Source organism: Streptomyces sp. NPDC001796, assembly GCF_042892355.1.
GTDB lineage: Bacteria > Actinomycetota > Actinomycetes > Streptomycetales > Streptomycetaceae > Streptomyces.
Genome location: NZ_JBIAUC010000002.1, coordinates 478,046 through 491,120, shown reverse-complemented (window position 1 = coordinate 491,120; position 13,075 = coordinate 478,046). Strand labels below are relative to the sequence as shown.

The 13,075-nt window shown below is 68.2% G+C and carries 14 protein-coding genes; 5 read left to right on the top strand and 9 right to left on the bottom strand.

Translation table 11 applies throughout. From position 1 onward, the window contains the following. The first annotated feature begins 8 nt into the window (after positions 1-8). The 4 genes from sigM to trxA all read left to right on the top strand — a co-directional run bounded on the left by sigM (position 9) and on the right by trxA (position 3,187). Entirely contained in the window at positions 9-722 is a 714-nt protein-coding gene (gene sigM / locus ACFYZE_RS05745; RefSeq protein WP_388989072.1) for an RNA polymerase sigma factor SigM, read from the top strand. Then, positions 719-1,654, top strand: coding sequence for an anti-sigma factor family protein (locus ACFYZE_RS05740; RefSeq protein ID WP_388989069.1), 936 nt, complete (start codon positions 719-721; stop codon positions 1,652-1,654). The genes sigM and ACFYZE_RS05740 overlap by 4 nt, the downstream gene beginning before the upstream one ends. A 186-nt stretch (positions 1,655-1,840) precedes the next feature. Beyond that, the gene (trxB, locus tag ACFYZE_RS05735; RefSeq protein WP_388989066.1) at positions 1,841-2,812 is read left to right on the top strand and encodes a thioredoxin-disulfide reductase; all 972 of its coding nucleotides are present in this window, start codon (positions 1,841-1,843) and stop codon (positions 2,810-2,812) included. Between the two features lie 42 nt (positions 2,813-2,854). Continuing rightward, a complete protein-coding gene (gene trxA / locus ACFYZE_RS05730; protein WP_103837288.1) occupies positions 2,855-3,187 on the top strand; it encodes a thioredoxin in 333 nt (110 codons plus the stop codon). 116 nt (positions 3,188-3,303) lie between these two features. Here trxA and ACFYZE_RS05725 read toward each other — a convergent pair whose 3' ends face one another. From ACFYZE_RS05725 to rpmH, 9 genes are all read right to left on the bottom strand, one after another. After that, on the bottom strand, positions 3,304-3,921 hold the full coding sequence (locus tag ACFYZE_RS05725; protein ID WP_388569715.1) for a GNAT family N-acetyltransferase: 618 nt from the start codon (positions 3,919-3,921) through the stop codon (positions 3,304-3,306). A gap of 324 nt (positions 3,922-4,245) precedes the next feature. Continuing rightward, positions 4,246-5,349: a ParB/RepB/Spo0J family partition protein gene (locus tag ACFYZE_RS05720; RefSeq protein WP_388989063.1), complete on the bottom strand. Its 1,104-nt coding sequence runs from the start codon at positions 5,347-5,349 to the stop codon at positions 4,246-4,248. Further along, complete coding sequence (locus ACFYZE_RS05715) at positions 5,346-6,419, bottom strand: ParA family protein (protein ID WP_388989539.1); 1,074 nt, start codon at positions 6,417-6,419, stop codon at positions 5,346-5,348. The genes ACFYZE_RS05720 and ACFYZE_RS05715 overlap by 4 nt, the downstream gene beginning before the upstream one ends. Positions 6,420-6,733: 314 nt before the next feature. Further along, the gene (gene rsmG / locus ACFYZE_RS05710; protein WP_103837291.1) at positions 6,734-7,450 is read right to left on the bottom strand and encodes a 16S rRNA (guanine(527)-N(7))-methyltransferase RsmG; all 717 of its coding nucleotides are present in this window, start codon (positions 7,448-7,450) and stop codon (positions 6,734-6,736) included. Between the two features lie 118 nt (positions 7,451-7,568). Beyond that, the gene (locus ACFYZE_RS05705) at positions 7,569-8,081 is read right to left on the bottom strand and encodes a protein jag (protein ID WP_388989058.1); all 513 of its coding nucleotides are present in this window, start codon (positions 8,079-8,081) and stop codon (positions 7,569-7,571) included. 15 nt (positions 8,082-8,096) lie between these two features. After that, positions 8,097-9,386: a membrane protein insertase YidC gene (gene yidC, locus ACFYZE_RS05700; RefSeq protein WP_388989055.1), complete on the bottom strand. Its 1,290-nt coding sequence runs from the start codon at positions 9,384-9,386 to the stop codon at positions 8,097-8,099. A gap of 3 nt (positions 9,387-9,389) precedes the next feature. Then, positions 9,390-9,743 (bottom strand): membrane protein insertion efficiency factor YidD, encoded by a 354-nt coding sequence (yidD, locus tag ACFYZE_RS05695; RefSeq protein ID WP_388989052.1) that lies wholly within the window; start codon positions 9,741-9,743, stop codon positions 9,390-9,392. Beyond that, entirely contained in the window at positions 9,740-10,114 is a 375-nt protein-coding gene (gene rnpA / locus ACFYZE_RS05690) for a ribonuclease P protein component (protein ID WP_388989049.1), read from the bottom strand. Before rnpA ends, yidD begins: the two co-directional genes overlap by 4 nt. A gap of 18 nt (positions 10,115-10,132) precedes the next feature. Continuing rightward, on the bottom strand, positions 10,133-10,270 hold the full coding sequence (rpmH, locus tag ACFYZE_RS05685) for a 50S ribosomal protein L34 (protein ID WP_003956500.1): 138 nt from the start codon (positions 10,268-10,270) through the stop codon (positions 10,133-10,135). A gap of 425 nt (positions 10,271-10,695) precedes the next feature. Between rpmH and dnaA the strand changes: the two genes are divergently transcribed. Continuing rightward, positions 10,696-12,642, top strand: a complete 1,947-nt coding sequence (dnaA, locus tag ACFYZE_RS05680) for a chromosomal replication initiator protein DnaA (protein WP_388989046.1) — start codon at positions 10,696-10,698, stop codon at positions 12,640-12,642. The last annotated feature ends 433 nt before the right edge of the window (positions 12,643-13,075 follow it).

The following is a 13,075-nucleotide window of genomic DNA, read 5'->3' as shown; positions in this document are numbered from 1 at the left end:
GGGGTCCGATGGCGGATGGCACCGCATACGACGACGCTAGCGATCAGGACCTCCTCGCCCGTCATATAGCCGGCGACCCCGACGCCTTCGGTGAGATCGTGCGCCGGCACCGGGACCGGCTCTGGGCCGTGGCCCTGCGCACGCTCGGGGACCGTGAGGAGGCCGCCGACGCCGTTCAGGACGCTCTGGTTTCTGCCTACCGGGCGGCCCATACGTTTCGGGGCCAGTCCGCCGTCACCACCTGGTTGCACCGGATCACGGTGAACGCGTGCCTGGACCGCGCCCGTAAGGCGGCCTCCAGGAAGACCTCGCCCGTGGACGACACCGCACGCCTGGAACAGCTCCTGGAGCCGCATGAGTCGGCCTCGGCGCCGGCCGAGCGGAATGATCTGCACCGCCAGCTGCTGGAGGCTCTGGGCACCCTGCCCCCGGACCAGCGTGCCGCTCTCGTCCTCGTGGACATGCAGGGCTACCCGGTCGCGGAGGCCGCCCGCATCCTCGATGTGCCGACGGGCACGGTGAAGAGCCGCTGTGCCCGTGGCAGAGCCAGACTGCTGCCGCTGCTCACCCATCTGCGCGCGGAGGGCGGAGGCAGGGACGAAAAGAAGTCGGGCGGCGGACGGAACCGGGCTCAGGGGACATCCGTCCCACCCGCAGCAGGACCACATGACGCAGGGCCAAGCGATTCAGCTGCTGTGAAGGGCGGAGGTGGGCGAGCGTGACATCCACGACCGATAGGGCCGGGCACCCGGACGTCGAGGAGCTCTCCGACCTCAGCGAAGGGCTTCTGCCACCCTCCCGTGTCGCGGACGTGCGGCGGCATCTGGACGAGTGCCCTCTGTGTGCGGACGTGTACGACTCCCTGGAGGAGATCCGCGGACTCCTTGGCGCGAGTCCGGACCCGCCCCGCATGCCCGACGATGTGGCGAACCGTATCGATGCCGCGCTCGCCGCGGAGGCACTGCCGGACGTCGCGCCACCGGCATCGGCACCCAACAGCGCGCATACGGATTCACCCGAACTCATCACCGCGCATGTTTCACGTGAAACAGCGACCACTGCCGCCGCTGACCGACCTTCGGGCCACGCCCGTGCGGCCACCGGACCGGGCCGCGCCGAGCGCACCCGTCGCCTCCGCCGCAGGACCGTCGCCGTGGCCGCCGTCTTCACAGCTGCGGCCGTGGGTCTGGGCGTCCTCCTGGTGCAGACGCTGGGCGGCGACACGGGGAAGAACACAACGGCCACGCCGCAGCACACCGACTCCGCGCACACCTACTCCGAGGGCACCCTGCAGAGTCAGGTCACCAACCTGCTCGCCGGGAAGACGGACGAGGGCAGCCCCGCCAGTGACAAACCCTGGGGCGTCCAGTCCGACCCGGGCACGACCGGTTCTTCAGGCATGCGGCCGAACAGGACGTTCCAGGACACCACGGTCAACGTGCCGACCTGCGTCCAGCAGGCCGTCACCACCAAGGAGAGCGTCCTCGCCGCCGACAAGGGCGTGTACCAGGGGACCCTCGTCTATCTGCTCGTCACCCCTGACGCCTCCGACAGCACCAAGGTCACGGCCTACATCGTCGACGCGGCCTGCGTGAAGCAGGCCTCGGGGCCCCCCGGCAAGGTGCTGCTGACCCACTCGTACGCCCGCTCCTGAGGTTTCCCGCCCCGGACCGGTTCCTACCCGAGTGTCATTGGGAACTGTGTGCGGTGCCGTGTCTCCGTGTACCCGGACACACCGGGAATGCGGGCCCCTTAGGATCCGTTGGGTGGGGTGAGAGCGCCGAGCGAGGCTCCCACCGGCAGTAGGCAGCAGCAGTCTCCAGAGACGAGGAATCAAGCCGTGAGCGACGTCCGTAACGTGATCATCATCGGCTCCGGGCCCGCCGGTTACACGGCGGCGCTCTACACCGCGCGCGCGTCGCTGAAGCCACTGGTGTTCGAGGGCGCCGTCACCGCGGGGGGTGCGCTCATGAACACGACCGAGGTCGAGAACTTCCCCGGCTTCCAGGACGGCATCATGGGCCCCGAGCTCATGGACAACATGCGCGCGCAGGCCGAGCGCTTCGGTGCCGAGTTGGTTCCCGACGACATCGTCTCCGTCGACCTCACCGGTGAGATCAAGACCGTCACGGACACCGCGGGCACGGTGCACAAGGCGAAGGCCGTTATCGTCGCCACCGGCTCCCAGCACCGCAAGCTGGGCCTGCCGAACGAGGACGCCCTCTCCGGCCGCGGAGTCTCCTGGTGCGCCACCTGTGACGGCTTCTTCTTCAAGGACCAGGACATCGCCGTGATCGGCGGCGGCGACACCGCGATGGAGGAGGCCACCTTCCTCTCGCGCTTCGCCAAGTCCGTCACCGTCGTCCACCGTCGTGACACCCTGCGGGCCTCGAAGGCGATGCAGGACCGCGCCTTCGCCGACCCGAAGATCAAGTTCGTGTGGGACAGCGAGGTAGCCGAGATCAAGGGCAACCCGAAGCTCGAGGGCCTGTCGCTGCGGAACCTGAAGACCGGTGAGCTCACCGATCTGCCGGTGACCGGCCTGTTCATCGCGATCGGGCACGACCCGCGGACCGAGCTGTTCAAGGGCCAGCTCGACCTCGACGAGGAGGGCTACCTCAAGGTGGATGCCCCCTCGACCCGCACCAACCTGACCGGTGTCTTCGGCGCGGGCGACGTCGTCGACCACACCTACCGCCAGGCGATCACCGCCGCCGGCACGGGTTGCTCCGCCGCCCTTGACGCCGAGCGCTACCTCGCCGCCCTCGCAGACAGCGAGCAGCAGGCCGAGCCCGAGAAGACCACCGTCTGACCCCCGTTTCGCCCATCGCATCACCGAGGTAAGGAGCCCGCCGTGGCAGGCACCCTGAAGAACGTGACCGACGCCTCCTTCGAGGAGGACGTCCTCAAGAGCGACAAGCCCGTCCTGGTGGACTTCTGGGCTGCCTGGTGCGGCCCCTGCCGCCAGATCGCCCCGTCGCTCGAGGCGATCGCCGCCGAGTACGGCGAAAAGATCGAGGTCGTCAAGCTCAACATCGACGAGAACCCGGCGACGGCCGCGAAGTACGGCGTCATGTCGATCCCGACCCTGAACGTCTACCAGGGTGGCGAGGTCGCCAAGACCATCGTCGGTGCCAAGCCGAAGGCCGCGATCGTCCGCGACCTCGAGGACTTCATCGCCGAGTAGACGGCGAGGCCACTCAGCCGGGCCGCCGAGCGAGGTGGCCGAGCGAGGTGGCGATGTTTCACGTGAAACGCCTAGGGGCCGACCTTCAGAGGTCGGCCCCTAGGCATGAGCCCGGTCTACAGAGGACGCAGCGCCGGCTCCTTCTGCACGGCTCCCAGCAGACGGTCCAACGCCAGCTCGACGTCTTCCTTCCAGGAAAGCGTCGAGCGCAGTTCCAGCCTGAGCCGGGGGTACGTCGGGTGCGGCCGTACCGTCTTGAATCCCACGGCCAGCAGGTGGTCGGCGGGCAGCAGGCACGCCGGTTCCTTCCAGCGTGCGTCGCCGAAGGCCTCGATGGCTTTGAAGCCCCGGCGCAACAAATCCTTGGCGACCGTCTGGACCATCACCCGGCCAAGCCCCTGGCCCTGGTAACCAGGCATGATGAAGGCGGTCATCAGCTGGACCGCGTCCGGTGACACCGGGCTCGTGGGGAAGGCCGTGGAGCGCGGGACATAGGCGGGCGGCGCGTACAGCACGAAGCCCACCGGTACGTCGTCCACGTAGACCACCCGGCCGCAGGAGCCCCAGTCCAGCAGGACGGCGGAGATCCAGGCCTCTTTCTCGAGCGTGGACGTCCCGGCCTTTACCGCCGCCTCTCCGCTGACGGGGTCCAGTTCCCAGAAGACACACGCGCGACAGCGCTTGGGAAGATCCGGAAGGTTGTCCAGCGTGAGCGGTACGAGCCGACGCCCCATGAAGGCAGTTCCTCGCTTCCTTCGCCCGCAGCACTGCGGGCGGCTGTCAGAGCGCTCCGCTCCCTGAGCAGGCTGCCGACGAACCCGCCGACCGCTCCCACACTCAGGCCCGCAGTCATCAGTCCGGTACGGCTCATGGTTCGCATGGCCCCCGCCTCCCCGATCAAGGTGCCGTCAGGTGGATGCGCCATACCCCAACGCATCGTATCCACGTTGGTGATTCCATCGGTACTGCCTGAAAGCAAAGAGCGGGCCGTGTTCCGTACACGCCGGACACGGCCCACCCGGAGGGTCACCGATCACGACCGGCTTCACCCGGAAGGCTTAGTCCTCCGGCTCCTCGGCATCGCCGTCCTGCAGGCCCTTGTGCAGGACCGGTCCCTCACCCGGGGCAAGCGTGCTGAGGATCCGCTCCAGATCCTCCATCGAGGCGAACTCGACGGTGATCTTGCCCTTCTTCTGTCCCAGGTCCACCTTCACCCGGGTCTCAAAGCGATCCGAGAGCCGAGTCGCCAGGTCGCTGAGCGCCGGGGAAACCCGGGCACCGGCGCGTGGTCCCTTGGACCGCGGGGCACTGCGCGGCCGGGACCCCATGAGCGTGACGATCTCCTCGACGGCGCGCACGGACAGCCCCTCGGCCACAATCCGGTGCGCCAGCCGGTCCTGTTCCTCCGAGTCCTCCACGGACAGCAGCGCCCGGGCGTGGCCCGCGGACAGCACCCCGGCGGCCACCCGACGCTGCACCGCCGGCGACAGCTTCAGCAGCCGCAGGGTGTTGGACACCTGAGGACGTGACCGGCCGATGCGGTCGGCCAGCTGGTCGTGGGTGCAGTTGAAGTCCTTGAGGAGCTGGTCATAGGCGGCTGCCTCTTCCAGCGGGTTCAGCTGCGCTCGGTGCAGGTTCTCCAGGAGGGCGTCCAGCAGCAGCTTCTCGTCGTCCGTGGCTCGCACGATCGCCGGGATGGCCTCCAGGCCTGCCTCTCGGCAGGCCCGCCAGCGCCGCTCGCCCATGATGAGCTCGTAGCGCGCCGGACCCACTTGACGCACCACGATCGGCTGGAGAAGGCCCACCTCCTTGATGGAGGTGACGAGTTCGGCGAGCGCGTCCTCGTCGAACACCTCACGGGGCTGCCGTGGATTCGGGGTGATGGCGTCGAGGGGCAACTCAGCGAAGTGAGCACCGATCGGCGACGCGGTCGTCTCCACCGCGCCCTGCGCAGACGCGTCCTCGGTTTCACGTGAAACAGTCGACAGCGTGGCCACCTTCGCGGCCGCCACTCCCCGGTCCGTGGTCAGGACGGGCACCGCCGCCGATGAGGCGGGTGCACCGCCGCCCACCGCCCCCTGAGTCGTCGCCTTGTCCCCTGTCGGGGCAGCGGGGATCAGTGCGCCGAGACCACGGCCCAACCCCCTCCGTCGCTCGCTCACTGAATCCCCTCCACCATGCTCTGTTCCGTCCGGGCGCCGACATGGGCGTGCTGTGCGTCGTAGTGGACGCCAACACCCTTCAGCGCGATTTCACGTGCCGCCTCAAGATACGAGAGCGCACCGCTCGATCCTGGATCGTAGGTCAGCACCGTCTGTCCGTAGCTCGGCGCCTCGGAAATACGGACCGAGCGAGGAATGCTAGTCCTCAGCACCTCGCCGCCGAAGTGGTTGCGCACCTCTTCCGCGACCTGGGATGCCAGGCGCGTCCGGCCGTCGTACATGGTGAGCAGGATGGTCGACACATGCAGAGCTGGATTGAGGTGTCCCCGCACCAGGTCGACGTTGCGAAGCAGCTGGCCCAGACCCTCCAGTGCGTAGTACTCGCACTGGATCGGGATGAGCACCTCCTGCCCGGCGACCAGGGCGTTGACCGTCAACAGGCCAAGAGAGGGCGGGCAGTCGATGAGGATGTAGTCCAACGGCTGCTCATAGGCCTGAATCGCCCGCTGCAGTCGGCTCTCCCGGGCCACCAGGGATACCAGCTCGATCTCTGCACCCGCCAGGTCGATCGTGGCGGGAGCGCAGAAGAGACCTTCCACATCGGGGACGGGCTGAACGACCTCCGCGAGCGGCCTACTCTCGACCAACACGTCATAGATGGAAGGGACTTCGGCGTGGTGGTCGATCCCCAGCGCGGTAGACGCATTGCCCTGCGGGTCCAGGTCGATCACCAGGACGCGGGCGCCATGCAGGGCGAGGGAGGCGGCGAGATTGACGGTCGTCGTCGTCTTGCCCACGCCACCCTTCTGGTTGGCGACCACGATGACCCGGGTCTGCTCTGGCCGCGGCAGGCCTTCGCCGGCACGACCCAGTGCCTCCACCGCAAGTTGGGCAGCACGACCGATGGGAGTGTCGTCCATCGGGGGCGGTGTTTCACGTGAAACATCCTCCCCCATCGACTCGGTACGGGGACCGGGGACCGGATCGGTCATCGGTCCCGCGATGTTGGCGTCGGACCGCAAGGATTCACTCTCCTCGACATCAGGCTCGCAATGAACAGAGCCTCCCATGCCTTCGGGGTTGTGAACCAGTGAGGTCTGGTCTTCTGTGGAGAAATCCACCTCTGTGGACAACTCCGTACCCTCCACGGGGGGTACCACGCTACGAGTGGACGGTTCTCCGAGAGATCCGAGAGGCTTGCGTTCGCGGGGTTCGGCCGCGGCCCGGCCGCGACTGATGATGCCGTGCAGCAGTGAGCGACGTTTCACGTGAAACACGATGCACAGCAGCCGCGGTCAGGCCTCCGCGACACTCCGAGATGCGCAGGTTTGGCAGCTTGTGTGGCGTACGGCCCAGACTCAGAGCAGATCAGACAATCGCCAGATCAACGACGTCGGCGTGCCCGCCCCGTCCGGGCCGCCTTGGCCCGCTTGGCCGCGAATCGCACCCCACCGGGGCTCTCCCCGACCTCGACCCGCACCACGGTCGACAGCGGGTCCACGATGCCCTCCCCTACATGGAGGATGGACGTCTCGACCGCACCGAGCTTGGCCAGAGCGGTGGCCGCACTCTTCAGTTCCTCTTCCGCGGTGTCGCCCTTGAGCGCCAGCATCTCCCCGTAGGGACGCAGCAGGGGGATGCCCCAGGTGGCCAGACGATCCAGCGGAGCCACCGCCCGCGCGGTCACGACATGGACCGGTGGAATCTTGCCCATGACTTCCTCGGCGCGACCACGAACCACGGTCACATGATCCAGGCCGAGCAGCTCGACGACCTCGGTGAGGAAATTGGTCCGCCGCAGCAGCGGCTCGAGCAGCGTGATCTTCAGGTCGTCCCGAACGAGCGCCAGGGGAATACCGGGCAGGCCGGCACCCGAGCCGACGTCGCACACCGTCACTCCTTCGGGGACGACCTCCGAAAGGACCGCGCAGTTCAGCAGGTGCCTCTCCCACAGGCGGGGCACCTCGCGCGGGCCGATCAGCCCTCGTTGCACGCCCGCCTCTGCCAGCAATTCGGCGTACCGGACCGCATCCGCGAAGCGATCACCGAATACGTCACGTGCCTTTTCGGGCGCAGGGGGGAGCTCCGCTGCCTCCGTCACGGGGACCGTCCTTCCGTACCGCATCAGCGCGACCAGCGCCGATCACCAGAACTACCAGGCTGACAAAGTTCGGCCCCGCCTGCGCTACAGACGGGGCCGGAGAGACGTACGGACCGATTCAGGCGGGCAGCACGACGACGAAGCGCTGTGGCTCCTCGCCCTCGGACTCGCTGCGCAGGCCCGCGGACTTGACCGCGTCGTGCACCACCTTGCGCTCGAACGGCGTCATCGGCTTGAGCTTCACGGGCTCCCCGGTGCTCTTGGCCTCGGCCGCCGCCTTGGCACCGAGTTCCGAGAGCTCGGCGCGCTTCTTGGCCCGGAAGCCCGCGATGTCGAGCATCAGGCGGCTGCGGTCGCCGGTCTCCCGGTGCACGGCCAGGCGCGTGAGCTCCTGGAGCGCCTCCAGCACCTCACCGTCACGGCCGACCAGCTTCTGCAGGTCACGGCTGCCCGTGTCGCTGATGATCGAGACGGACGCGCGGTCGCCCTCGACGTCCATGTCGATGTCGCCGTCGAGATCGGCGATGTCCAGCAGACCCTCGAGGTAGTCCGCCGCGATCTCACCCTCCTGCTCCAGGCGGGTCAGGGTGTCTGCACCCTCGGCAGCGGCGGAGGTGGTGCCTTCCGTCACGGGATGGACTCCTTCTTACTTCTTGGACGGGGACTTGGGCCGCTGCGGACCCTTGCGCTGGCCGGACTGGGCCCGGCTACGGGTGCCACTGCCGGGCTGCTGCGCCGCCTTCTTGGCGGCACCGGCCGGCTTGGCGTCCTGCGGCTCATCGGCCTTGTCCAGCGACGGCGAGGAGGTCGTCGGCTCGGAGCCCCCGGCCGGCTTGACAGCACCGGACTGGCGCTGTGCCTTGCTCTGCCGCTTGGGCTGCTGACGCTTCGGGGCGGCGGCACCGGCGACCGTCGTACCGTCCTCGGCGGTGGCGACGGCCGTGACCTCGCTCTTCACCACGGTGCCGTCGGGCTGGGCCGCGAGGCCGGCCTTGTTCAGAGCGTTGATGAACTTGCGCTCGAACTCGTTGCGGTCCCGGCCCTTGGCGACGATCGCCTTGACGATGGTCTTCTCGCTGCGACGACGGATCTTGCCGTGGTGCGTGACGTGATTGCTCAGGCGCTCCAGGTAGGCCGCCTGGGCCTTGGAACCCGGGGTCGGGTTGTTGTGGATGACGTACATCTGCTGGCCCATGGTCCACACGTTGGTGGTCAGCCAGTAGACGAGGACACCGACCGGGAAGTTGATGCCGAAGACGGCGAACATGACCGGGAAGACGTACATCAGCATCTTCTGCTGCTGCATGAACGGCGTCTTCACCGTCGTGTCGACGTTCTTGGTCATCAGCTGGCGCTGCGTGTAGAACTGCGACGCCGACATCAGGACGATCATGACCGCGGTGACGACCCGGACGTCGGTCAGCGAGGCACCGAGCTGGGCGACCTTGCCCGAGCCGTCTGTGAACTTCGCGGCCAGCGGGGCGCCGAAGATGTGCGCCTTACGGGCGCTGGCAAGCAGCGTGTCATTGATGACACCGATCGTCTTGCCCGTCGCGATGCCGTTGAGCACGTGGTAGAGGGCGAAGAAGAACGGAGACTGCGCCAGGATGGGAAGGCACGAGGAGAGCGGGTTGGTGCCCGACTCCTTGTACAGCTTCATCATCTCTTCGGACTGACGCTGCTTGTCGTTCTTGTAGCGCTCCTGGATCTTCTTCATCTCGGGCTGGAGCGTCTGCATGGCCCGGGTCGCCTTGATCTGCTTCACGAAGAGCGGGATCAGGCAGATACGGATAAGGATCACCAGGGACACGATGGACAGGCCCCAGGCCCAGCCCGTGTCGGCGCCGAAGATCGCGCCATACACCTTGTGGAACTGGACGATGACCCAGGAAACGGGTGTGGTGATGAAGCTGAAGAGGCTGGCAATCGTGTCCACTAATCATGCTCCTTGGGCATGGGACGAGGTCTCTGCGGCCGGGCTCGAGGGGAGATTCTCCTCGGTGGCCGGTTCGGCGGCGGAGGGCCCGCCCTTGCGTGTGCGCCAGGCGTCACGCAGCATTTCGTGCCACCGCGGACGCTTGCGCGGCGGGACATGGTCCACACCGCCGAGCGACCACGGATTGCACCGCAGGATGCGCCAGGCGGTCAGTGCCGTCCCCTTGATCGCACCGTGCCGGTCGATGGCCGTGTAGCCGTAGTGGGAACACGACGGGTAGTACTTGCACACGGGCCCGAGCAGTGGACTGATCGTCCACTGGTACAGCTTGATCAGAGCCAGCAGCGGGTACTTCATCGCGTGCCCCCTCCTCCCAGCAGCCGCTGGAGAGCGGCATCCAGGTCTCGGGCCAGCTGTGCATGGTCGGCGTCACCCGCACCGGGCAGCGCTCGTACGACTACCAGGCTACCGGGGGGCACCAGGGCCACTCGGTCACGCATCAGATGGCGAAGCCTGCGCTTCACCTTGTTGCGAACGACCGCTCCACCCACAGCCTTGCTCACGACGAAACCCGCACGCGTCGGGGGAGCGCTCTCCCCAGGCGCGTGCGGGTCCGTGGCACCGCTACGAAGGTGGACGACGAGAAGCGGGCGTCCGGCCCGGCGTCCTCGGCGTACCGCGGTCGCGAAGTCCTCGCGCCGCCTCAGCCGATGCTCGGTAGGCAGCACGTCATGACCTGTACGCGATCAGGCGGACAGGCGGGCGCGACCCTTGCTGCGGCGGGACGCCAGGATGGCGCGGCCGGCACGGGTGCGCATACGCAGCCGGAAGCCGTGGGTCTTCGCGCGACGACGGTTGTTCGGCTGGAAGGTGCGCTTGCTCACTCGGGGGCTCCAGTAATGATTCGGTGGGTGGCGGGGTGTCACCTGGCTGTCACCGTGCGCCCACGAGTAGCTCGCGTTACGCCCGAGTGCACCGCTTCCCGATCACCGAAATGTGCCCTGGTCGGCACACTGATACGTGATCTGTGCCCATCGGAGGCAGGCGGCAGCAGCCATCGACAACTCGACCTGGTTACGGTACGCGGGGCTGCGCCATCCGGTCAAACCGGTGGCCGGTCGGGGACACTTGTCCACAGGCTGGGGACAACAACTTGAACCGCACGGGCCGCCCTGACTACCGTGACTGGACTCCGATTCGTTCCTTTATCGCTGCCCGAGCAGTTTTGCCCCCGACCTGACCGAACCGATTCACATCCCGACCCGTCCCGCAACCAGACGTTCGTGGGACCTGTGAGAGAGCGTGCCCTGTGGCTGACGTACCCGCCGATCTTGCCGCAGTATGGCCGCGAGTACTCGAGCAGCTCCTCGGTGAGGGCCACGGGCCGGGCGTCGAGGCGAAGGACGAGCACTGGATCAGGCGCTGCCAGCCGCTGGCGCTGGTGGCCGACACCGCCCTGCTCGCCGTTCCGAACGAGTTCGCGAAGGGTGTCCTCGAGGGCCGGCTCGCGCCGATCGTCAGCGAGACGCTGAGCCGTGAGTGCGGCCGCCCGATCCGCATCGCGATCACCGTCGACGACTCCGCGGGTGAGCCGCCCGCCCCGCCCGCCCAGTCGCGCTACGAGGAGCCCGAGCTGCCCTCTCCCCAGGGGCGCGACGCATATGACGGCAGCGGCTACGAGGGGTACGGCCGCCACCGCGCGGACGACCACCGCGACCACCGCGATCATCGCGCCGGCCGCCCCGAGCAGCGTCCCGGTGACCAGCTCCCGCCCGCCCGCGCCAACCAGCTCCCGGCGGCCCGGCCCGCGTACCCGGGCGAGTACCAGCGCCCGGAGCCCGGCGCATGGCCGCGCCCCGCCCAGGACGACTACGGCTGGCAGCAGCAGCGCCTCGGCTTCCCCGAGCGCGACCCGTACGCGACACCGGACTACCGCACGCAGTCGCTGGACCGCTCGCCCTACGAGCAGCAGCGCTCGGATTACGACGGCGGACGCCCCGACTACGACAGCGGACGCCCGGACTACGAAAGTGGGCGCCCGGACTACGACAGCGGACGCCCCGACTACGACCAGCAGCGGCCCGACCGCCGCGAACTACCGGAGCCGCCCTCCGGCAACGGCCACGTGCACAGAGGGGGCCCGGTCGGCCCGAACCTGCCCACGACCGGCGCCCCCGGCCCGCTGGCCGCGCAGCCCGCGCCGGCGACCGGGCCGGGCGAGCCCACCGCGCGCCTGAACCCCAAGTACCTCTTCGACACGTTCGTGATCGGTGCCTCCAACCGCTTCGCGCACGCCGCCGCCGTCGCCGTCGCCGAGGCACCGGCCAAGGCCTACAACCCCCTGTTCATCTACGGGGAGTCCGGGCTCGGCAAGACGCACCTGCTGCACGCGATCGGGCACTACGCGCGCAGCCTGTACCCCGGCACGCGCGTTCGGTACGTGAGCTCCGAGGAGTTCACCAACGAGTTCATCAACTCCATCCGCGACGGCAAGGCGGATGCCTTCCGCAAGCGCTACCGCGACATGGACATCCTGCTCGTCGACGACATCCAGTTCCTGGCGCAGAAGGAGTCGACGCAGGAGGAGTTCTTCCACACGTTCAACACACTCCACAACGCCAACAAGCAGATCGTGCTGTCCTCGGACCGGCCGCCCAAGCAGCTGGTCACCCTGGAGGACCGGCTGCGCAACCGCTTCGAGTGGGGGCTGATCACCGACGTCCAGCCGCCCGAGCTGGAGACGCGCATCGCGATCCTGCGCAAGAAGGCGGTCCAAGAGCAGCTGAACGCGCCGCCGGAGGTGCTGGAGTTCATCGCCTCCCGCATCTCGCGCAACATCCGCGAGCTGGAGGGCGCGCTGATCCGGGTGACGGCGTTCGCGTCGCTCAACCGGCAGCCCGTGGACCTGGGCCTGACGGAGATCGTGCTCAAGGACCTGATCCCGGGCGGCGAGGACACGGCACCCGAGATCACCGCGACCGCCATCATGGCCGCCACCGCCGCCTACTTCGGGCTGACGGTGGAGGACCTGTGCGGCACCTCACGCGGTCGCGCCCTGGTGACCGCGCGGCAGATCGCGATGTACCTGTGCCGTGAGCTGACCGATCTGTCGCTGCCGAAGATCGGCGCGCAGTTCGGGGGCCGCGACCACACGACGGTCATGCACGCCGACCGCAAGATCCGCGCGCTGATGGCCGAGCGGCGCTCCATCTACAACCAGGTGACGGAGCTGACGAACCGCATCAAGAACGGCTGACGCGGTCGCCACCGCTGACGCGCTCGCCACGGCCGGCGCGGTCGCCACCGCTGACGCGCTCGCCACGGCCGGCGCGGTCGCCACCGCTGACGCGCTCGCCACGGCCGGCGCGCTCACCACAGCCGACGCGGACGGTCATCCGCCTCCGCAGGCGCCCTGGGGCAAGGCCCCGGGGCGCCTTTGCGTTCCGGTCCTGCTCCTCCCGCGTCCCCGACCACCAGACGCCTCAGGACACCCGCTGTTCGATTAGCTGCCGCGTTACGGCCACCCTCCACAGATTCGGTGACTTTCTTCCGTCCACATCCTGGGGACTGCGGAGTTGTCCAGATCGCGTCCACAGGGAGTGCTGGGGAAGAAGCATCAGGCCAGCTCACGGGCTTGTGGATTCGTGGACGGAGAGTCTCCACAGACTGTGGACGAGGAGAAGATCCAC